The following is a 21,918-nucleotide window of genomic DNA, read 5'->3' as shown; positions in this document are numbered from 1 at the left end:
ATTGAGGTGACTAATGAAAAAATGGAAAGATTACAGAAAATACTAGCCAATGCTGGCGTAGCTTCGCGCCGAAAGTGTGAGGAATTAATATTGAGCGGCAAAGTGATGGTCAACGATGAAGTCGTGACCACGCTTGGCACAAAAGCTGACCCGAATGTAGACGTCATTACCGTAAACGGTAAAACCATTGGTGCAGAGAAGAAAGTATATCTCGTATTCAATAAGCCAAAGGGCGTCATCACAAGTGCATCAGACCCGCAGGGAAGAAAAATAGTCACCGACTATCTGAAAGGTATTAAAGAGAGACTATATCCGGTTGGACGTCTCGATTACGATACTGAAGGCCTGCTTATTTTAACGAATGACGGGGATTTTGCCCATCTGCTGACTCATCCTAAGCATCATGTATCCAAGACCTATTTGGCCACGGTGAAGGGCGTGCCTCATGGCACCGAATTAGACAAGCTTAAGCAAGGGATTATGCTTGAAGATGGAATGACGGCCCCGGCAGAGGCCGAATATCATGATATCGACCCGGAAGGGAAGCAATCGACGATATCGATTACGATCCATGAAGGAAGAAATCGTCAGGTGCGCCGTATGTTCGATGCGATATCACATCCGGTCCTCAAGTTGAAGCGGATCTCCTTTGGTGATTTATTTCTCGGTAATTTGAAGAGAGGGCTCTATCGCCACTTAACGAAGGAAGAAGTAGAAGGTCTGTATAAGCTAGCTGAAGCAGCAGGCAAAACAAGCAAACCTTTGAAAAGAGAAAGCTCGGACAAGCCCGCTAAACCCGCTAAACCCGTCAAGCCCAACAAGAACAAAGGAAATTTCAAACCGCGAAAAAAAGAATAGCCCATTCAGACACATAATATTCATAATTCCCCTCGCGAAAAATATGGCAATTTTCGTTATAATGTTCATAGGATGTTCACGATTTGTTCATTGATTTATGAAAATTGTCATAGTGAGGAGAATTGATATGGGGAAGGCGAGACGTCCTGTTCAAATTATAGTATTGCTCTGCATTGTAGTGTTAGGAGCATATGCCATCAGTTCGGCGGTGTTCGGCCGGGGGAACGACAAGCCTGTGGTTGGCGGCAAACCTCCAGCGGTAAAGCTGCTTGGACTTGATGGCAAAGTACATACCCTGGACGAATATAAAGGCAAAGCGATCGTCATCAATTTCTGGGCTACCTGGTGTACCTACTGCGTAAATGAAATGCCTGCTCTGCAGCAGCAGTGGGAGAAGTGGCGCGACTCTGGAGTTGTTGTGCTTGGCATCAACACAGGGGAAGATCAGATGACGGTAACTAATTTTACACAGCAGCTTGGTACTGATTTTCCGATTCTATTTGACACAGATAACGAAGCTGTTCGCGATTATGGAGTCGTACCGATGCCAACAACCTTTTTTGTAGATAAAAAAGGGAAAATCGCTTCTATCCAACAAGGTGAGCTGAATCTGAAAACATTGAATGAGCAGATTAAGCGGCTTGTACAGACTGAGGGGTAGAGGTTATGGCATGGATAGAGAATACAAAATGCGAATGCGGTCATCAAAATCGGGTCGGCACGGTCCTGTGCGAATCCTGTGGGAAGCCGCTGGAGGACATCGGCGATTCCAAGGGACTGTTGGAAATGCGTTATGATGGTGTGGCCCGGCGTTCCCAACGCGTAAACCCTAATTTTATCGATCGGATCTGGAACTTTTTCTCATCGGTGAAAGTTGCGGTTTATTTAATTATCTTTACACTGGTAGGCGCCATGCTAGGCACTATTTTTGAGCAGGAGAGCAATTTCATTAATTTTGACCCGACCACCTTCTATAAGAACAAGTACGGGCAGATCGGTGAAATTTATTATAAGCTGGGTCTCTCCCACACTTATGAATCCTGGTGGTTCGTCCTGCTGCTGGTGATGATCGGCGCGTCCCTCGTCATCTGCAGCCTGGACCGCGTGTTGCCACTTTACAAAGCGCTTTCAAAGCAGCGTATTCCTAAGCATATGCAGTTCCTTACGCGCCAGAAGGTCGTGTATCAAGGGCCTGTAGCAGAGAAAGGCAGCGAATGGGTAGAGCGGGCTGTCAAGCCCCTCAGGAAGAAAGGCTATCGCGTGCATACAGAGAAGGCTGCGCTTCTTGCTGAGAAGCAGCGCTTTAGCCGCTGGGGCCCCTATATTATACATATCGGGCTAATCATATTCTTATTGGCCGTACTGTTCAGGGGCTTGCCAGGCTTGCATTATGATCAGCATTATTGGTTCCCTGAAGGGGAAGAGACGAAAATTCCCGGAACGGATCTTTATTTAAAGAACGAGAAGTTCACCGTGGAGTATTATTCCGAGGACGAAATGTCCGAAGAATTCCGCAAGACCGGTAAAGTGGTTCCGAAGCTGTTCGAGACGCAGGCGGTTCTATATGAATGTACTGCGAATTGCGATGATCCATCCAAGGAACCTCTGCTCAAAGAAGTGAAGCGTCATGCGATTCAAGTGAATGACCCTTTGACTTATAAAGGGCTGCGCGTATATCAATTTGATTTTGACTTAACTCCTAAGCTCCGTTCGGTTCAGCCTGTACTGGTGGATAAAGTGACCGGCGAGCAATACGGAAAGTTCAAGCTTGAGATGAACAACCCGCAACAGGAGTTCAAGCTTGGTCCTTACACCTTGGAATTGAAAAATAAGTTTTTGGATTTCTCCTTAAATGAACAAGGGCAGCCTATTTCAAAATCCAGGGACCCGAATGCTCCGGCATTTCTCTTTATAGTGAAGGGTCCGGATTTGCCTGAGGAAGGCAGTCAGTTCATCTATTTTCCGAAGCAGATCGATAAAGAGCGATTCCAGCAGGATGCGATTAATGAGAAGCTTGGCGGACTGCAGAACAAGCTGGAATTAGACGTACAGTCGATGGAGGACATTGACATCATCGCTTCGTCCAGCTATTTGAATATTCGGATTGACCGGGCCATGCCGTTTGTCTGGCTTGGACTTGGAATCGTTATGCTTGGTTTGATCATGAGCTTCTATTGGCAGCATCGGCGAGTCTGGCTCCGCATTGATGAAGGAATATTGACGCTTGGAGCGCACACCACGAAGAACTGGTTCGGCATGCGCCGTGAAGTATCTTCGTTTCTAAGCACGATGGGCATAGAAGCAGATGAGAAGTCATTGGAAAATGGGGGGGAATAGCTATGAATTTTTTGGAAATCAGCCGATATGGATTTATGATTGCTTTTTTTCTGTACTGTGCTTCTTTTATTTTTTATGTAGTTGCTGTTACGGGGAAGACGTGGAAGAATAGAGACCCGCAGCGTCATGAACGGAAGTGGGGGAGAATCTCCTTTGTAACCTCTTCCTTGGGCTTGCTGTCGCACCTGGTTTACTGTGCATTTCGCTGGGCCTACAGCGGGCATATTCCGGTCAGCAATATGTATGAGTTCATGACATTCCTGTCTATGATGGTGATGATAGCATTTACCGTGATCTTCCTGATCTATCGCAAAATATTGCTGGGCATGTTCGCATTGCCGATCGCAATCATTATTATGGCGTATGCCGCCGTGTTCCCGCAGGATGTACAACCGCTCATCCCTTCGTTACGCTCAATCTGGCTGTATATTCATGTGACGCTGGCAGCGACCAGCGAGGCCTTCTTCGCGGTTGGTTTTGTGGCCGCGCTGCTATACCTGCTTCGCACGATCGAATTCGATAGCAACGAGAAATCAGCACGCCGCCAAAAAAGATGGATTGAATTTACGCTATTTTCTATTATTATAGTAGTGGGCTTTATTGTGTCGGTTTTTGCCTTCCGGGCCGCTGGATATGAGGCTGTATTTACGCAAAATCAGACAGTGATTGACAGCCAAGTACAACAAGATAGTACAATAGAACAACAGGGAGTTTACCATATGCCGCCAATTGTGGCGCCTTATCAGAGTAAGGCCGAGTCTGTACCATCGTTCCTTGGAATGAATCGGGCTTGGTTTGAAGCGCCGTCATGGATGAGCGAAGCCAGCTCGGCCCGTAAATTGAATACGGTGATATGGGCTCTAATTGCCGGGATTGTGCTATATTTATTACTAAGGCTTATTCTGCGCCGTCCGTTAAGCAAGGTACTAGCGCCTGCCGTCAAAGGGATTGATCCGAATGATGCGGATGAGATCAGCTACCGGGCGATCGCTATCGGATTTCCCATCTTTACACTTGGGGCACTGGTATTTGCTATGATTTGGGCCCAGCAAGCATGGGGCCGTTTTTGGGGTTGGGATCCCAAAGAAGTATGGGCGCTCATTACATGGCTCTACTACAGCGCTTATTTGCATCTGCGCTTGTCTCGCGGCTTCCACGGACGCAAGGCATCTTGGATCGCCGTGATTGGTTTCCTTGTGGTAATGTTTACGCTCGTGGGTGTTAATCTCATTATTGCAGGTTTGCATTCTTACGCGGGCACAGACTAACAATATTATTAATCCTATAATTCGCTCTGGTGAATGGGTAAGATGATGAAGGGGTTGTTGTTGATGTCAGATCAAGAGAATCGCATTTTGGTGGTTGATGATGAGGAGCGTATTCGTCGATTGCTAAAAATGTATTTGGAAAAAGAAGGATACGAAATCGATGAAGCTGAGGATGGAGAAATCGCCCTGAAAAAAGCGACGTCCAACGATTATGGCTTAATTCTGCTTGATGTGATGCTGCCGGGAATCGATGGCATTGAAGTGTGCAATCGATTGAGACAAGTAAAAGCGACGCCGGTGCTGATGCTGACGGCTAAGGGTGAGGAGATGAACCGGGTTCAAGGCTTTGAGGTCGGTGCAGACGATTATGTCGTTAAGCCTTTTAGCCCGCGTGAAGTCATTTATCGTGTCAAGGCGATTATGCGCCGCGCTTCTGCGACTGCTTACTTGACCAAAGAAAGCGGGACCAGCAACAACATCGTGTTCCCTCATCTTATTATTGAACATGACGCTCACCGTGTTACAGCCAATGGGCAGGAAGTCAGCCTGACTCCTAAGGAATATGAATTGCTGCACTATTTGGCGGTATCGCCGGATAAAGTATTCTCACGAGAGGAATTGCTGAAGGATGTTTGGAATTATGAATTTTTCGGCGATCTTCGAACAGTAGATACGCATGTAAAACGCCTGCGCGAAAAATTGAATAAAGTATCTCCGGAATCAGCGGCCATGATCACTACAGTATGGGGTGTTGGTTACAAACTGGAGGTTGCTAAGTAAGTGAGCTTCTGGAGATCGCTGGTCGGCAAGCTGTGGATGACGATTATTGGCCTGGTTGCTTGCGTACTGCTGATATTGGGATTATTCCTGCTGCCGTATATCGATACGAACTTTACGAATTCAGCGGCAATTAAGAAGATGTTTGTGATTGTGTGTGTGATTGGGTTCTCACTTACCACCTTCTTTGCGTTGTTCTTGTTCACCAAGATTACGCAGCCGATGCAGCAGCTGATTCGCGCGGCAGACTCGATTCGCAAGGGGAAGTATGATACTCGGCTGTCGCTTCGCACAAGCGATGAGATCGGAACTTTATCGATTACCTTCAATCATATGGCTGAAGAGCTGGAGAATACTATCCGAAGCTTGAAGCATGAGAAGGAGCATTTGTCCAGCGTTCTTAGAAGTATGTATGATGCAGTTATTACACTGGACCGCAGTGGCGCAATAATATTGACGAATCCTCCGGGGGAGAAAGTGCTTGAGCTCTGGGGCGATCTTCCGGACTCGGTCTCCGAGATGGAGGAAATGACAGAGGATGATTATTGGAGCGGAATTCCGAAGCCGCTCATTCCTATGTTCCATCGTGTACTTGATCAGGAAGGCGACCAGAGCATGAATATTCATGTGAAGAAAGGCGTATGGTCGGTACATATGACCCCGCTCGCCTCAGATGGGGAGATTCGTGGTGCGGTAGCTGTCGTGCGGGATGTAACGGAGCAGGTCAAGCTGGAGAAAATGCGCAGCGACTTCGTCGCCAACGTCTCCCATGAGATTCGCACACCGCTCTCGATGATGCAAGGATATAGCGAAGCCCTGCTTGACGGCATGGCGGCAACGCCTGAGGAACAAGCTGAGCTTGTGCAAGTCATTCATGATGAATCCCTTCGCATGACCCGCCTCGTCCGCGATTTGCTTGATCTGGCCCGGATGGAGGCAGGTTATATTGATATGCCGATGGCACAAATGGACTTTCGTGAGCTGGCGGAGCGGATGCACCGCAAATTCCTGGTGCGGGCCAAGGAGCATGATATCACGCTTCAGCTGGAAGTTGATGATTCGCCGATGTATCTGGAAGAGGCCAATGAGGACCGGCTGGAACAGGTACTCACGAACTTGCTTGATAATGCCTTTAGGCATACGCCGGATGGGGGAGAGATCGGAATCAGCGCCCATATCCGCGAGAGCAAGCTCGGCAAGGAGCTGCATGCCTCGATTAAGGACAGCGGAGCAGGGATTCCTTCCGATGACCTTGCTTTCATCTTCGAGAGGTTCTACAAGGCGGATAAGGCCCGTGTTCGGGGAGAAACGGTAGGAACCGGACTGGGATTGTCTATTGTGAAGAACATCGTGGATTCGCATCAAGGTACGATCCAGGCGGAGAGCGAGCTGGGCAAAGGGACGATATTCCATATGATATTGCCTGTCGAAAGGCATCAATAATTTGAATGTAGGACCATCCTGTTTGCAGAAAGGATGGTTTTTTTGTTGAACGAACAAGAGAAATCTTGTTCAACGTGGAACATGTTCTTCGAATTCCGAATAAAAGAAAGCTGTCCCCCTAAACCGTGAATAACGACGGGGAGACAGCTCTTATTTGAATAATTTAGATAAATGCCATTTGCTGCGCCTTATTGATCTCCGGCAATTGAGTCAGCTTGCTAATGACCTCGGCAGGAGCGGCCTTGTCCACGGTAAGAACCATGATCGCGGCACCGCCTACGATCTTGCGTCCAACCTGCATCGAAGCGATATTGACTTCATTGCTGCCAAGCAGAGTTCCTACATGACCGACCATGCCTGGAATATCATTGTGGGATACGAAGATCAGATGGCCTTCTGGAGCGATATCCACCGGATACTTGTCGATTTGGACGATTCTTGCGCCATAGCCGTTCAGCAGTGTTCCAGCGATGGAATGTTCTGTGCCATCCGGCGCTTTCAGCGTTACGCTGATCAAATTCGTGAAGCCTTTCGTTGCCGAGGCTTGGGTGACTGCCACTTTCACATCGCGCACCTTGGCCAGATGGATCGAGTTAACGATGTTGACATCGTCCCCGAAGTGGCGGGACAGCACGCCTTTGATAATATAGCGGGTTAATGGCTGAGTATCCACCTCGGCCAGATCTCCGGCATAATCCACGTGAATTTCTTGCACAGCCTGTTGATTCAGCTGAGCGGCAAGCTTGCCAATCTTCTCGCCAAGCTCGAAATAAGGCGTAAGCTTATTCATTACACTTGGTGCAACCGGCGGCATGTTCACGGCATTCTTGAACGGCTCGTTGCGAAGGATGTGCAGCACTTGCTCCGATACGTCGATGGCTACATTCTCTTGGGCTTCGACGGTGGAAGCACCCAGATGCGGTGTAACGATGATCTTAGGGTTGTTCAGGAAAGGATGATCCGCTTCCGGCGGTTCCTTCTCAAATACGTCAAAGGCAGCTCCAGCTACAATACCTTGATCGATTGCTTCCACGAGGGCCATTTCATCAATAACTCCGCCGCGGGCACAGTTGATGATGCGCATGCCCTTCTTCATGATCTCGAATTGAGGGCGCGAGATCATATGCTTGGTCTCCGGAGTCAAAGGAGTATGGACCGTAATAAAGTCCGCATTACGGACGATATCCTCGACGCTGGACAGCTTGATTCCGAGCTTCTCTGCACGGTCTTCGGTCAGGAACGGATCATAACCGAGAATATCCATGCCGAATGCTTTGGCCCGCTTGGCAACTTCCGAACCAATCCGGCCCATACCGAGCACGCCAAGCTTCTTATTGCGAAGCTCTACGCCAAGGAATTTACGATCCCAGGTTCCGGAGATGGTCTTGGCATAAGCCTGCGGAATATGGCGGGCAAGGGCCATCATCATTGCGAAGGCATGCTCGCAGGTTGTAATCGTGTTGCCATCCGGCGCATTGATAACGATAATTCCGCGTTGCGTTGCCGCTTCGAGGTTGATGTTATCAACGCCCACGCCGGCGCGGCCGATCACCTTGAGGTTTTTACCGGCTTCCATAATTTTGTCGGTCACCTTGGTCTGGCTGCGAACAAGCAATGCGTCGTATTCAGGAATGATTTGAACCAGTTCATCTTCGCTAAGTCCTGTCTTTTTGTCTATTACGACGTCACTGGCTTCCACGAGCTGTTGAATCCCCAGATCACTGATCGGATCCGATACAAGAACTTTAAACATGATTTCTTTGCCTCCTAAATATGGTCTTTTTTTGTATATATAAGCTGAACTGGTAGTTCAACTTCTATAAATGTGTGCTCGTTCAATCGCCTTGCCGGATTGTCATTGCTCTATCACTTCAGCGATTTCCCGTTATACTGCGACAAAGACACAACGTGTTATGAAGCAGCTTAGCGTGTATCCAGGCAACAAAAAAACTCTCAATCCGCATACTACTACCGTAGTAAGGGACGAGAGTTGTTCGTGGTACCACCCTAATTCACTGCCTCTTCGCAGAAGCAGCCTCATTTGTCGTTAAGACAAAACTGATAACGGAGTTCTCCGACTGCGCCTACTTGAGCTTCAACGCAGTGACTCAGGATCGCTTAAGCTGTTATGTACACTACCGGTTCGCAGCACCACCGGCTCTCTGGGAGTTTCATAGCAGCCATGTTCCTTCATTGTTTTTCACGAGTATGATTTTTCATAATGTACCATGGTCTAAGAAAGGTGTCAATACTGTGAATGGTACAATAGCCCGGGGCCGGGGCGCTCTTGAATCTGCCCGTTTTTTTAGTTATGATTTTGTTAATGTCGAAAAAACTCTGTTTTTCTGTCTGAAACCTTCAGTCCTCGAAGAAAAAAGGCAGTTCAGGAAGCGACTCGGATTTATAAAAAGCAGGTTTCCATTTTAGAAATTCATTTTCTTGAATAGCTTCTGTTTCTGTGAGAATTTTCACAACGGACTGCACAGAATTAAGATTGAGCGATGATGCTTTTCCGCTAGTAATCATTTGATCAATCTTAGCCGTCATATCTTGAGGCAGATAGTTCACATACATTTTGTCCTTAAGCATAATATCAGCGACAGCTTTATTTTTTATGGCGAAGGAGTATGTCTTCCATTCCTTGATCGTAGCGTTTGTATTGAAGTTGAATGAGTCCGGAATGGATTTGTCGTATTTGGAACTCCATTTCAAGATGGATGCATAGAACTTATTTTGAGCCTGAAGCCCGAAATTTACTGCGCTCTCCAGAAATTCATCGTTCGCCTCCGAGCGATCGGACAGCTTGGCTAATGTAATAACGCTCGTCTGTTTGACTGATCGATCGATATTCTCATCAAAGAGCCGCAGACTCTTCAGAATGTCGGCCTGTGCTTCAAGCAAAAGCGGAGAGTTGCTGGACACCTGATACGAGGCAACTTCCTTGTACTGATCCTGGGCAGATTTGCGCAGCTGCTTCAGCGTCTGACTGGAGATCGCATCCCCGTCGCCATGAGCGCCTCGATGGTACCTGTCCATGGTTGAGACGTAGTTGTTCTTGAAATTCTGGTACGGCTGAAAGACGGTAAAATAAAAGGTGACCAAATCCTGCTGCTGATAGGAACCATCGGATTCAAGCACATAGTCATAATTAGCGATGCTGGCGTATTTCGCCTCCGTCTTGCTGACGCCGATCTGCAAGCCCAGAAAGAACGTCCCGAAGGCGGCGATCAAGGTGAAGAGAAAGCCCATTGTAAACAGCATCTCACCACGGGAGGAATTCGATTTGCGATTCATGAGTACCGCTCCTTAATTCATATTTTTCAGTCCATGAGCGAACAAATATGTATTCATCTCAATATCATTATAAAGGACAGGGTTTGACAAATTATATGAAAAAGTTCAAATTTGACAAAATCAAGATACAAAAGGTCGATCCCGGTCAACTGAATGAGCGAATCTTGCTGATCAATTTGTATCTTACTCAAGGACTTACTTTATTTATCGGTCTAATCATTTTGTTATTTCAGAAGCGAAACCCCCTAAATGTGTTAACATTTCCTGAACATCCTGAATTTGCATACTATAGTATCGGATTGGCCGGTATTATGTTTTGTGCAGATATGCTTATTTCCAGATTTGTCGGAGAGGATAGCATGGACGATGGGGGAATTAACAATATGCTCTTTCGAAGCCGTCCTATCTGGCATATTGTACTGATCTGCCTGGTAGTAGCGATCTGCGAGGAGTTGCTGTTCCGGGGAGCTGTCCAGCATGGACTTGGCATCTATTGGACGAGTATTCTGTTTGCAGTGATTCATGTCCGTTATTTGAAGCATTGGATTCCGACCGGGTGGGTATTTTTGAGCAGCTATGGACTGGGTTATATTTATGTTCTGACAGGGACGCTGTGGGCGCCTATTTTATGCCATTTCATTATCGACCTTGTATCCGGGCTAGTCATTAAATATCGGAGGGAAACATGAGTGAGCGTTTGAGCAGGGTTGAACGGTATCAACGCAGCCGTGAGACCAAACACACCAAGAGCAGACAGCGTCGCTCATCAGAAGCGAGAGCCAGTAGAACAGGACCGGATTTCTTGGCGGACTACCAGAAGGAAGAGCATGAGGACTTATCCCGGGAGGAGATTCCGTTTGTGAACGAAGCTCCGGATGAAGCATTCCAGGAACAAGACGAAGCTGATGGAACCAATATGAAGGACCTGCCGACACGCAAGCAAATGTTTCCGTCACAACGGCTGAAGCTGCAGAAGTGGTTCCTCAACTCGCTATTATATATCTTTATAGGATTGCTCGTCTTTTTGTTATGGTGGGGCATCAGCAAATCCCCCTGGGGTCAAAAATACGGTCTGTAGATGAAGCTCAAAAAGCCCGCTATCGATAAGGATGCCAATTAAAGTCATGCAAGCATGAGCGGCCGTGATCCAAAGGCCAATTTACTTGATGAACCTTTTTTTACAAGGCGTATTGGCTTGACTTTTTGAGCAAGCTGCATATATGATGTAGACCACAAGAACATAACCGGAAAAATGCCGATGAAGAGATTCCAACTCAGAGGCGTTCTCGTCAAGATAGAGATGTCTATCCTAAGTTTAACGGACCGCCCGTTATCGCGGAACCAAGTGATTGAAGCAGCATTGTTGCGCTTCAGTAAATTGGGTGGCACCGCGAGCAGAGCGCTCCTCGTCCCAAGGGATGAGGGCGCTCTTTGTATTTTTATCAAAGCCAAAAGGAGCGGTTAGAAATGCTGGATATTCACTGGATTCGAGACCACGCCGCCGAAGTGCAGGCGGCTGCGAACAAGAAAGGGATCGAGGTATCTGTAGAAGAATGCTTGCGGAAGAACGATCGGAGAAAGGAGCTGCTGCGGGAAGTTGAAGGGATGCGAAAGAAGAGAAATGAAGGTTCCGCTCAGGTGGCTGAGCTATTGCAAGCAGGAAAGGCTGATGAAGCCGAGCGAAGCAAAGGCGAGCTCAAGCAGCTTAACGAGCGGATTGCGAGCCTGTCGCAGAAGCTGGATCAAGTGAATAGTGAGCTTGAACGCCTTATGATGCTTATTCCGAATGTCCCTTCTCCCGATACGCCGGAAGGAAGTTCGGATGCGGACAATGTCGAGGTTCGAAGATGGGGAGCGCAGCCATCATGGTCGTTCGATCCGCTTGATCACGTCGATTTGGGCATCCGTCACGATATGATTGACATCCCGCGCGGGGTTAAGGTTGGTGGGAGCCGCAGCTATTATTTGAAGGGGATGGGACTGCTTCTCCATCGCGCCGTTCAGCAGCTCGCACTGGATTTGCTTCTGGAACATGACTTTATTCCGTTTGACGTTCCAATGATGGTTCGCGAAGAAAATATGATGAACACCGGCTTTTTTCCAACCGGCCAAGATCAGGCTTATGCTGTACAGGACGAATCGCTATGGATGGTGGGTACGTCCGAAGTGCCGCTTGTCTCCTATTATGGGGGAGAAATCGTGGATGTGGAGAAGCCAATTAAGCTAGCCGGTATTTCGAATTGTTTTCGCAGTGAGGTCGGGTCAGCGGGAAGGGATGTCCGCGGATTATACCGGGTTCATCAATTTGCCAAAGTGGAGATGGTTGTTATCTGTAAGCCTGATCCTGCCTTGTCGGAACAATTGCTGCAAGAGATTACCGCGCATTCGGAGCAGCTTCTGCAGGCCTTGGAGCTTCCCTATCGGGTGATGGCAGTATGCGCTGGCGATATGTCGCAGAAAACCTACAAGCAGTACGACCTTGAGACCTGGATGCCAAGCCGGAACAATTATGGCGAGACGCACTCGGCATCGGATCTGCATAGCTTCCAGGCGAGAAGGTCGAATATTCGCTGCCGGGATGAGCAAGGGAAGCTGCAATATTGCTATACGTTGAACAACACAGCGGTCGCTTCGCCGAGAATATTAATCCCGCTGCTGGAGAACCATCAGCGGAAGGATGGTTCGATTTATGTTCCGCCTGCCCTGCGCAAATATTTGGGCGGGCGCACTGAACTGCTACCGCAGAATTAAGGGAATCAGCCTGTTATACAATGCTTTCCTGTATTTATGTCGCATGAGTTTGTTTTAAAGGGCGAACAATAAGTGTGATTTTATCATAACTAAGGAGGTTGTTCAGGTGAGATCTTCCACATTCTTATGCGGAGTTATCCTCGGTGCCGCTGCTGGAGTCATGGCATCCAAACGTAAATTCAACTGGATGTCAATGATGAGCGAGGCAGGTTCAGCTTTGAGCCTGGCGGGTATGAAGACGGGGAAGGAATGCCATAACGGGCAGGCTAGATCGACGAGTAGCCGTGGGAGCACGCTGAGTGCCCAGGTGTTTCCCAGTCAGAGCTCATCGTCCACAGCGGATCATTCGAAGGAATACACTGTAAGCCAGATCAAAGATTTTATTAAGGGGAATCCGGAAGTGTTGCATGAAGTTGAGTCCATTCTTAAGGAAAGCAACACACAGATTCCAGGATTGTAATATCTGAATAGAGCCAACCAGTAGTTGAAACTTGCTTTATGGAATCATTTTTCGCAGAATACGATAATTCGGCGAGAAATGATTCTTTTTTTGCCTAACATTATTACGTGCATTTACGCAAAATAAATGATAACATACATACAAAGAACCATTTCCATCACATATTAAAGCACGTTTCATAATTTGTTATAACAACGGCATGAGAGGAGGATCCTGTATGAGGATAGAAAGACTTGGCCAGGATAAGATACGGATTTTCCTTACTTTTGATGATCTGAGCGAGCGTGGTATTCAGAAAGAGGATATGTGGCAAGAGATTCCCAAGGTTCACGACTTGTTTACTGAAATGATGGATCAGGCATACAAGGAAGTTGGATTCGATGCTACCGGTCCTTTAGCTGTTGAAGTGATCGCTTTGCCTGCACAAGGGATGGTCGTAATTGTTACACGCGGGAAATATGACCATCATCATCCTGGATTTGGGTCGTCTTATGAGGATGAATTGCCGGATGAAGTATATGAAATGGAAGTAACCTTAGAGAGCAGTGACACCATTCTGTATTCTTTCGATGATTTCGAAACATTGATCGAAGCGGCTCACGTTCTTAATCATATGCTTGAAAATGTCGGCAGACTGTATAAATATAATAACAAATGGATTCTGCAAGTAGATCCTGAGCCTCTTGAAGAGACCAAGATACAGGCCATTATCGCAGTTATGGCGGAATTCGGCGATGCTACACCGGTAACCTCAGCTGTGCTGGAGGAATACGGGAGCATAGTCATCGCAGAGAATGCTGTGGAAGTGATATGCAGCCATTTTAAATTACAAAATTAAGCAGACTTTTTAGGTCAGCTATTTTTGAGATAAGGGACGATACAAGGAGGTATCCCGTTTGCTAATTTTCTCAATCTTAACTGCAGCGGTCGCTCCAGGTATCGCCCTGCTTACTTATTTCTATCTCAGGGACAAGTACGATGCTGAACCGTTGCAGATGGTTCTTAAGGTGTTTCTGATCGGATTTCTGGTCATTTTGCCGGTCATGATATTTCAGCGCGGTCTGACGATTTGGCTGGGAGACGGCCCGATGGTGCAAGCTTTTGTTGTCTCCGCCGGCGTTGAAGAGGCGTTAAAATGGTTTGTTCTATTTTATCTTATATATCACCATACCGAGTTTGATGAGCCTTATGACGGTATTCTTTATGCAACGGCCATATCGCTTGGCTTCGCAACCGTCGAGAATGTAATCTATGCCTTTGCCAGCCACGCTACCATGGGAACGATGATGGTCCGAGCTTTGCTGCCGGTATCGGGACATGCCATGTTTGGCGTTATGATGGGATATTACTTGGGTCGCGCGAAATTCTCGACCGGGTGGAGCAACCGGAAGTATTTAATCTTCTCGCTTCTGCTGCCTTTATTCTGGCACGGGGTCTATGATTGGATACTAGATAACTTATCGCAATATTGGATATGGTATATCGTTCCGCTGATGGCTTTTTTCTGGTATGGAGGCTTGGGCAAAATCTATCGGGCGACAAAACGTTCTCCCTTCCGTCTTACTGAGGCGGGAGGTCAAGATTAATATGACTACAAATTGGGCATCCTAAATCCAGATATTGCGGGTAAATGATTCGTTAACTGGAAGGGGTGCCTTTTTGCTATGCGCATCAAAATTACTATAACCTGCAAAGCATGTGGTGAACGTTTTATTTTGCGGGGGAGGAAAGATAAGGATAAAGATCAGATCGAAACAGGCTTTAAGCAGTGTCTATGCGACAATCGCGATGATTTTTTGATCGAGGAAGCACTATAGTTCGGTGCGGATATCCTAATTTTCCAGACTGTATGAATAAAGCTTCTTTTTTCAACTCAAAATAAGCACAGCTTAGATGAAGAAAGGAGCTTTAGCCAATGTATAAACGTTTGAGTGCGATTTTATTTCCTATTGCCACTCTTTTATTAATCGGCGCATTGGTATGGGGTTATCAGGAGAATCAGGAGAAGAACTCGATCTTGATCAAAGCCGAGAACCAATATCAGCGCGCTTTCCATGACTTGTCGTATCACGTCGATCGGCTTCATAGTCAGCTTGGCAACACGCTGGCGGTTCATTCGGCATCGACCGGCTCCCAGCGCAAGGGTCTGGTTAATGTCTGGAGAATTACAAGCGAAGCGCAAAATGAGATCAACCAGCTTCCGCTTACGATGCTCCCTTTCAGCAAGACCGAGGAGTTCCTGTCACGGATCTCTAACTTCTCTTATCAGACAGCGGTTCGCGATTTGACCAAGCAGCCGTTAACGGATAATGAGGTTAAAAATTTGAAAGAGCTCTACAATAGCTCGGCACAAATCTCCAAGGATCTTCAAGACGTTCAGGACAAGGTTATCTCCAATCGTCTGCGTTGGATGGACGTAGAGACCGCGTTGGCGACGAATAAAGAAGCGAAGGATAATACGATTATCGATGGCTTCAAAACGGTGGATAAAAAAGTAGGGGAATACCCTGAGCTTGACTGGGGCCCGTCCGTATCCAGCATGTACACCAAACGGTCGGTGAAGAAGCTGGGCGGGACTCCGATTACAGCGGCGAATATCAAGCAAAAAGCAGCTCAATTTATCGGGCATCAAAACGGTGACATCAAAGTTGTCGAGAATGGACGCGGTACGGAGTGGGCTTCCTACACTGCCAAGTCCAATGGCAAGAAGGATGAGACTTATACGCTGGATTATACCCGTAACGGCGGACATCTGATATCCTATTCCTGCGAACGGACAATTGGACAGAGATCACTAGGCTATAAAGAAGCAAGAGCTGAATCGGAGAAGTTTCTAAAGGAGAAAGGGTACCCTGATATGACTCCGGTATCCTATGATCAATATGACAATATCGGCAGCTTAACCTTTGTTAGTAAACAAGGAGATGTCTTGATCTATCCGGAGAAAGTTACGGTGCGTGTAGGTCTGGACAACGGACAGGTTACCGGGCTTCAGGCCAGTGATTATGTCTATGAGCGTGAGGTCAACCAGAAGATTCCAAAGCCGAAACTGACGGTTGAACAGGCGAGGAAGTATTTGAATTCTGACTTTAAGGAGAAATACAACCGGCTTTCGCTCATTAAGAATGAACTGTCTGACAAAGTGCTGACCTATGAATTTGGCGGTTCAATCAACGGTACGGAATATCGTATTTATATTAATGCAGAGAACGGGACCGAAGAGAATATCGAAGAGGTAAGAAGCAATAAACCAACGAATCAGACGGAGAACTCCAAAACCCCACAAAAGCAAAAGAATAAGAAGCAGGCTTAACAACTGCAAAACCCAAACAAGAGCTGGATCGAGCGCCTTTTAAAAAGGAGCTGATCCGGCTCTTCTTGCTTTAAGGAATGTTTTGAAATTCTGTATCTCCTGTCTGGGGATAGCGTGATATAATTTAATGTGTAATGTTGACCTAGGAGGTGAAAGCTTGTACCCGAAAGTAAATGATCTTGTCTACATCCATGTCGCTTCTGTTGACAAGAAGGTGCAAGAGAAGGAGTATAAATCGCGCATTGCCGACGATGATGAAGATTCATTTTTGATTGAAGTACCGATCGAGAGCGGAACAGGGAGACTCAAGCGGCTTGTTATTGGGGACGAGCTTTCTGTATATTTTCTGTCTGAGGGCGGGATCAAGAATTTTTTTAATACATACGTAACCGGCTTTGCAGATGATAAGGTACAGATGATACGGATTCGCAAACCGGAGCCAGAGACGATTACCAAGATTCAACGGAGGGATTTCCTCCGGGTGGTGGCAGATCTGGAGATCGCGGTAAGAATGAAGGACAACGCCCGGTTTGTCACCTATACCGAGGATGTCGGCGGAGGCGGTGTCTCTTTTAAATGCGACAGTAAATACAAGCTTTCCCAAGGGGATCAGTTATATTGCTGGCTGCTGATTCCATACAAGAACGGTTCCATTGATCATGTCCCTTTTGAAGCCGAGATTGTACGCATTAAGAAGCTGGAGACCGATCGATTGATCGCCATGCTGAAGCTGGTCAGTATCTCCGATATGGAGCGTCAGAAGATTATTCGCTACTGCTTTGAACGGCAATTTGACTTCAAGAATCGTTGATCATGAAATGATTCCCCTGCCTCAAATTAGGAAATACCTAAAGAGAGTGTTCCAAAAAGTCGCTGCACCTTTCAATAGCAGACTTTCTTGAACTACTCTAATAAGGACAGGGGGCGATCAGGGTGAATGACCGGGACGCACGCGAATATACGGAGCTGTTCTTGCGGGTTTGCAGGCCGATTGAGCGGTGGCTGAGAAGAATTATCCTATTGCTGGTGATCAGTTTATGTCTGCTGCAAGCGGCACTTCGGATCCCTGAAATCAGACATTGGCTTTCATCCGCAGATAAGTTTGAGGGGGTTCCGATTCAACGGGAAAATAGGCGCTAATATTACTCTTTTCGCGCTATTCTCTTTTGCATCCCTTAGTTATGTGTGGTATAATTTTCACGTCGCAGGCAAAGCCTGCTTTTTTCTTGAGACCCGTTTTTGAGGAGGAATGCCCCATTGGCAAGTGCAGCGTCTAAAGCTAACGGCAGAATCAACATCGCGATTGACGGGCCAGCCGGGGCAGGTAAGAGTACTATTGCCCGTAAGGTAGCAGGCAAGTTGTCCTATGTTTATGTAGATACCGGTGCGATGTACCGGGCTGCCACCTGGTCTATGCTCCAGCAAGGCATATCTTCGGAAGATGTGGATCAAGTGTTGCAAGCGGTAAACCGTCTGGAAATCGAGCTGATTCCCGGAGAGAACGGACAGCAGGTGCTGGTTGATGGCAGAGATGTCACAGAAGAGATTCGTTCGATTGCCGTTAACGCCATAGTGTCCCGATATGCGCAAATCGAGGGGCTGCGGAGCAGGCTTGTCTCACTGCAGCAGCAAATGGCTTTGCGTAAAGGGGTCGTCATGGATGGCCGTGATATCGGAACTACGGTGCTCCCGGATGCGGAAGTCAAAATATTTATGACCGCAAGCATTGAGGAGAGAGCTCTTCGCAGATACAAGGAAATGAAGGAACAAAGCGACATCACTTTGGAGCAGCTTGAACTTGATATCGCAGAGCGTGATCGCCTTGACCGGGAACGGACGATATCTCCGCTTCGTCAGGCTGAGGATGCGATTCTACTGGATACGACAAATATGTCGATTGATGAGGTGGCTCAATTTATCGTATCCCGGGCGCAGAGCATACAAGGGAGAGAGGGAGAAGTATAGATGATTTATAGCTTTTGTCGCGCAGTGCTTCGAATAATCTATAAGGCACTGTTCCGTTTGGAAGCGAAGGGAATGGAGAATATTCCTCAAGAAGGGGGAGTGCTGCTATGTGCTAATCATATCAGTCTGCTCGATCCTCCAACGATCGGCATTTTGTTGGATCGCAAGGTTCATTTTATGGCCAAGAAGGAATTATTCGATATCGTCGGCCTGGGCTGGCTAATTAAAGAGCTAGGAGCTTTCCCTGTCAAACGCGGCAGCGTAAGCAAGGAATCGATCAAGACTTCCCTGACTTTGCTTCGTGATGGACATGTAATGGGCATTTTTCCTGAAGGCCACCGTGCCAAAGGGGAAGATATGGGAGTAGGCAAGAAAGGGGCCGCAACCTTTGCGCTTCGTAGTGATGCAGCCGTCGTTCCTGCAGCGATTATCGGCAATTATAAGCTTTTTCGTAAAACGATTGTAGTATACGGCGAGCCGATCGATATGGCCCAGTTCAAGGAAGCGCCAAAGACCGAAGCGGTTGATCTGGCCACAGATGCCATTATGTCCCGAATTGCAGAACTGAAACAATCGATATAACTGGAAAACCTATTTTATTGCAAATGCATGAAGATAGGGGATAATTGGTAAGCTATATCCGTGAATTGTTTTGAACTACGCTACTAGCGAGTTTAAATAAATGGTTTTTTTTGAATTGAGGAGGTTATTGACATGTCGGAAGAAACAAAGAATGGCTTGGAAGCCGTTGAGGCAAGCCAAGAAGAAATGGAGCAAATCGTATCCTTGAAAAAAGGGGACACCGTAACAGGAACGATCGTCAAAATCGAGGATAACCAAGCTTATGTCAGCATTGGATATAAATATGACGGCGTTATTCCTATTCGTGAATTGTCCTCCGTCCACCTGGACAACATTGCGGACGCCGTACAGGTTGGTCAAGAGGTTGAGACTAAGGTTGTCAGCATCGACGACGAGAAGGAGCGTCTGGTTCTCTCCAAACGTGCAATCGACAGCGAGAACGCTTGGGATGAATTGCAAGCTCGCTTGGACAGCCAAGAAACCTTCGAAGTTACTGTTGCCGACGTTGTTAAGGGCGGCCTCGTTGTTGACGTAGGTCTGCGCGGCTTCATTCCGGCTTCCATGGTTGAACGCCATTTTGTTGAAGATTTCAGCGATTACAAAGGCCGTACGCTTCGCGTAAAAGTGAAAGAAATCGACAAAGAGAACAACAAAGTAATCCTGTCCCAAAAGGATGTTCTCGATGAAGAATTCGAAGCTAACAAGCAAAAGGTAATGGCTGGCCTTGCTGAAGGTCAAGTAATCGAAGGTACAGTACAGCGTTTGACCCAATTCGGCGCATTTGTTGATGTGGGCGGCGTGGACGGACTTGTACACGTATCTGAAATCTCGTGGAGCCATGTTGACAAACCGGCTGACGTCCTCTCTGAAGGAGATAAAGTCAAGGTTAAAGTCCTCAAGGTTGACCCTGAGAAAGGTAAGATCAGCCTGAGCATCAAAGCTGCTTTGCCAGGACCTTGGGATTCGGCTAGTGAGCAATTCCATATTGGCGATATCGTGAGCGGTGAAGTAAAACGTCTTGTTAATTTCGGAGCGTTTGTTGAAATCGCTCCAGGCGTTGAAGGACTTGTTCATATTTCGCAAATTTCTCATAAACATATCGGCACGCCGTTTGAAGTGTTGAAGGAAGGCCAAACGGTTCAAGTTAAAATTTTGGACCTCAACGCATCTGAAAAACGTGCGAGCCTGAGCATTAAGGAAACGGAAGAAGCACCAGCTCCGGCGCCTAAGAGCGAGAAGCCTTCGAAAGGCAGCAGCGTAAGAAAAGAAGATCTGGGCGATAATCCTAATGTTTCCCTTAGCAACCAAGGACTTAGCATTACTCTGGGCGAACGTTTTGGAGACAAGCTGAGCAAATTGAAATAAGCGGATATTAGCTTTTGAGATCGGCGGACCCTCTTATGTGGGTTCGCTGTTTTTTTTGGCAACACTATAGTTAGCCAATTCAGTATTTTTTTGCTATGATTATTTAGGCGTATTTTTTACGGGATAATCAACAGGAAGTGAATATAGATTTTGAACGATTTTAGGAGGAATGCTTATGGCAAGACCCGTAGTGGCCATTGTCGGTAGGCCGAATGTAGGCAAATCTACAATCTTTAACCGTTTGATTGGCGATCGTCTGGCAATTGTTGAAGACAAGCCGGGAATTACACGGGATCGGATCTACGGCACGGCGGAATGGAATGGGGTACCGTTCAGCGTTATCGACACAGGGGGTATTGAGCTTAGCGATGAAGAACCGATTCTGAAGTTGATTCGGATGCAAGCTGAACTGGCGATTGAGGAAGCTGACGTAATCGTGTTCATGTGTGATGCTAAGACAGGAGTGACCGGTGCGGATGAAGAAGTAGCCACCATGCTCTATCGCAGCGGTAAGCCTGTCATTGTCGCTGTTAACAAGGTAGATAACATCGGGCGTCAGGATTTTATTTATGAATTTTACAATCTCGGCTTCGGCGAGCCTATTGGCGTATCCGGCAGCCACGGCACCGGAATCGGCGATCTGCTGGATGCGATCGTTGAGAATCTGCCAGAGCTGACGGATGATGAGTACGATGAAGATGTGATCCGGGTAGCCTTGATTGGACGTCCGAACGTGGGTAAATCCTCGCTTGTTAATGCGATATTGGGCGAGGAGCGCGTAATTGTCAGCGACATCGCCGGAACAACCCGCGATGCTGTCGATACTCCGTTTGAGAGGGACGGCCAGAAGTATGTATTGATTGATACGGCTGGTATGCGCAAGCGGGGCAAGGTGTACGAGACGACTGAGAAATATAGCGTAATGCGTGCGATGAAGGCGATCGAGCGCGCTGATGTCGTGCTAGTGCTCATCAATGGGGAAGAAGGAATTATTGAACAGGACAAGCATATTGCCGGCTACGCTTATGAAGCAGGCAAGGCTTCTGCATTTGTTGTGAACAAATGGGATGTCGTTGAGAAGGATGACAAGACGATGCACCAGTTTGAGCAGAAGATACGCGATCATTTCTTGTTCATGACCTATGCTCCCGTCGTATTTCTGTCAGCAAAGACGAAGCAAAGACTCCACAAGCTGCTTCCGGTTGTGCAGCATGTTGCTGATCAACATACGAAGCGGATTCAGACTCATCTGCTGAATGATGTCGTCTCGGATGCGGTGGCTATCAACCCGCCGCCAACGGATAAAGGCAGAAGACTGCGGATTAATTATGTGACTCAGGTAGCGGTTAAACCTCCGACGATCGTTGTGTTTGTTAATGATCCGGAGCTGATGCACTTCTCCTATGAACGTTATCTGGAGAATAAGATCCGCGCCGCTTTTGATTTTGAAGGTACGCCGATCCGTCTGTTCACGCGGCGTAAGTCTGATGAGGGTTAGGAGAGGA

Annotated in this window: 21 protein-coding genes and 1 other annotated feature; of the genes, 19 read left to right on the top strand and 2 right to left on the bottom strand. The window is 47.2% G+C overall.

The features are described from left to right. Window positions 1-21 precede the first annotated feature (21 nt). The 6 genes from DMN77_RS06920 to DMN77_RS06895 all read left to right on the top strand — a co-directional run bounded on the left by DMN77_RS06920 (window position 22) and on the right by DMN77_RS06895 (window position 6,683). The gene (locus tag DMN77_RS06920) at window positions 22-858 is read left to right on the top strand and encodes a pseudouridine synthase (RefSeq protein WP_082790153.1); all 837 of its coding nucleotides are present in this window, start codon (window positions 22-24) and stop codon (window positions 856-858) included. Window positions 859-985: 127 nt separating this feature from the next. Further along, window positions 986-1,519, top strand: a complete 534-nt coding sequence (locus DMN77_RS06915; protein ID WP_068781774.1) for a redoxin domain-containing protein — start codon at window positions 986-988, stop codon at window positions 1,517-1,519. Window positions 1,520-1,524: 5 nt separating this feature from the next. Further along, complete coding sequence (resB, locus tag DMN77_RS06910) at window positions 1,525-3,195, top strand: cytochrome c biogenesis protein ResB (protein WP_179014145.1); 1,671 nt, start codon at window positions 1,525-1,527, stop codon at window positions 3,193-3,195. 2 nt (window positions 3,196-3,197) lie between these two features. Further along, window positions 3,198-4,463 carry a c-type cytochrome biogenesis protein CcsB gene (gene ccsB, locus DMN77_RS06905; RefSeq protein ID WP_179014143.1) on the top strand — a complete coding sequence of 422 codons (1,266 nt, stop codon included), beginning with the start codon at window positions 3,198-3,200 and terminating at the stop codon, window positions 4,461-4,463. 63 nt (window positions 4,464-4,526) lie between these two features. Then, window positions 4,527-5,243: a response regulator transcription factor gene (locus tag DMN77_RS06900; RefSeq protein WP_068781771.1), complete on the top strand. Its 717-nt coding sequence runs from the start codon at window positions 4,527-4,529 to the stop codon at window positions 5,241-5,243. Continuing rightward, window positions 5,244-6,683, top strand: coding sequence for a HAMP domain-containing sensor histidine kinase (locus DMN77_RS06895; protein WP_068781770.1), 1,440 nt, complete (start codon window positions 5,244-5,246; stop codon window positions 6,681-6,683). It begins immediately after the preceding gene. Window positions 6,684-6,846: 163 nt separating this feature from the next. Here the strand turns inward: DMN77_RS06895 and serA are convergent, their stop codons facing one another. Both serA and DMN77_RS06885 read right to left on the bottom strand, forming a co-directional pair. Then, the gene (serA, locus tag DMN77_RS06890) at window positions 6,847-8,436 is read right to left on the bottom strand and encodes a phosphoglycerate dehydrogenase (RefSeq protein WP_179014141.1); all 1,590 of its coding nucleotides are present in this window, start codon (window positions 8,434-8,436) and stop codon (window positions 6,847-6,849) included. Window positions 8,437-8,659: 223 nt separating this feature from the next. Then, window positions 8,660-8,886 (bottom strand) — a binding site (T-box leader). 155 nt (window positions 8,887-9,041) lie between these two features. Beyond that, entirely contained in the window at window positions 9,042-9,977 is a 936-nt protein-coding gene (locus tag DMN77_RS06885; RefSeq protein ID WP_179014140.1) for a hypothetical protein, read from the bottom strand. A gap of 95 nt (window positions 9,978-10,072) precedes the next feature. On the opposite strand from DMN77_RS06885, the gene DMN77_RS06880 reads away from it, so the two are divergent. The 13 genes from DMN77_RS06880 (at window position 10,073) to der (ending at window position 21,911) form a co-directional block, all read left to right on the top strand. Continuing rightward, a complete protein-coding gene (locus tag DMN77_RS06880) occupies window positions 10,073-10,666 on the top strand; it encodes a CPBP family intramembrane glutamic endopeptidase (RefSeq protein WP_068781832.1) in 594 nt (197 codons plus the stop codon). Beyond that, window positions 10,663-11,055, top strand: a complete 393-nt coding sequence (locus DMN77_RS06875; RefSeq protein WP_068781767.1) for a hypothetical protein — start codon at window positions 10,663-10,665, stop codon at window positions 11,053-11,055. The genes DMN77_RS06880 and DMN77_RS06875 overlap by 4 nt, the downstream gene beginning before the upstream one ends. Window positions 11,056-11,444: 389 nt before the next feature. After that, on the top strand, window positions 11,445-12,728 hold the full coding sequence (serS, locus tag DMN77_RS06870; RefSeq protein WP_179014138.1) for a serine--tRNA ligase: 1,284 nt from the start codon (window positions 11,445-11,447) through the stop codon (window positions 12,726-12,728). A 106-nt stretch (window positions 12,729-12,834) separates the two neighbouring features. Then, complete coding sequence (locus tag DMN77_RS06865; RefSeq protein WP_068781764.1) at window positions 12,835-13,188, top strand: hypothetical protein; 354 nt, start codon at window positions 12,835-12,837, stop codon at window positions 13,186-13,188. 217 nt (window positions 13,189-13,405) lie between these two features. After that, window positions 13,406-14,026 carry a genetic competence negative regulator gene (locus tag DMN77_RS06860; RefSeq protein ID WP_068781763.1) on the top strand — a complete coding sequence of 207 codons (621 nt, stop codon included), beginning with the start codon at window positions 13,406-13,408 and terminating at the stop codon, window positions 14,024-14,026. 58 nt (window positions 14,027-14,084) lie between these two features. Then, entirely contained in the window at window positions 14,085-14,774 is a 690-nt protein-coding gene (prsW, locus tag DMN77_RS06855; protein WP_068781762.1) for a glutamic-type intramembrane protease PrsW, read from the top strand. Between the two features lie 329 nt (window positions 14,775-15,103). Further along, window positions 15,104-16,501, top strand: coding sequence for a germination protein YpeB (gene ypeB / locus DMN77_RS06850; RefSeq protein WP_179014136.1), 1,398 nt, complete (start codon window positions 15,104-15,106; stop codon window positions 16,499-16,501). A 157-nt stretch (window positions 16,502-16,658) separates the two neighbouring features. Beyond that, window positions 16,659-17,312 carry a flagellar brake protein gene (locus DMN77_RS06845; protein ID WP_179014135.1) on the top strand — a complete coding sequence of 218 codons (654 nt, stop codon included), beginning with the start codon at window positions 16,659-16,661 and terminating at the stop codon, window positions 17,310-17,312. A gap of 122 nt (window positions 17,313-17,434) precedes the next feature. Next, window positions 17,435-17,641: a hypothetical protein gene (locus tag DMN77_RS06840; protein WP_218652900.1), complete on the top strand. Its 207-nt coding sequence runs from the start codon at window positions 17,435-17,437 to the stop codon at window positions 17,639-17,641. Window positions 17,642-17,758: 117 nt separating this feature from the next. After that, window positions 17,759-18,466: a (d)CMP kinase gene (cmk, locus tag DMN77_RS06835; RefSeq protein ID WP_068781758.1), complete on the top strand. Its 708-nt coding sequence runs from the start codon at window positions 17,759-17,761 to the stop codon at window positions 18,464-18,466. After that, window positions 18,467-19,048 (top strand): lysophospholipid acyltransferase family protein, encoded by a 582-nt coding sequence (locus DMN77_RS06830; RefSeq protein WP_068781757.1) that lies wholly within the window; start codon window positions 18,467-18,469, stop codon window positions 19,046-19,048. A 132-nt stretch (window positions 19,049-19,180) separates the two neighbouring features. Next, window positions 19,181-20,413 carry a 30S ribosomal protein S1 gene (gene rpsA / locus DMN77_RS06825; protein WP_179014134.1) on the top strand — a complete coding sequence of 411 codons (1,233 nt, stop codon included), beginning with the start codon at window positions 19,181-19,183 and terminating at the stop codon, window positions 20,411-20,413. 175 nt (window positions 20,414-20,588) lie between these two features. Continuing rightward, on the top strand, window positions 20,589-21,911 hold the full coding sequence (gene der, locus DMN77_RS06820) for a ribosome biogenesis GTPase Der (protein WP_068781755.1): 1,323 nt from the start codon (window positions 20,589-20,591) through the stop codon (window positions 21,909-21,911). The last annotated feature ends 7 nt before the right edge of the window (window positions 21,912-21,918 follow it).

It is taken from the genome of Paenibacillus sp. 79R4, assembly GCF_013393165.1.
Lineage (GTDB): Bacteria > Bacillota > Bacilli > Paenibacillales > Paenibacillaceae > Fontibacillus.
The sequence above is the reverse complement of the archived record's forward strand: the minus strand, read 5'-3'. Positions and strand labels throughout refer to the sequence as shown.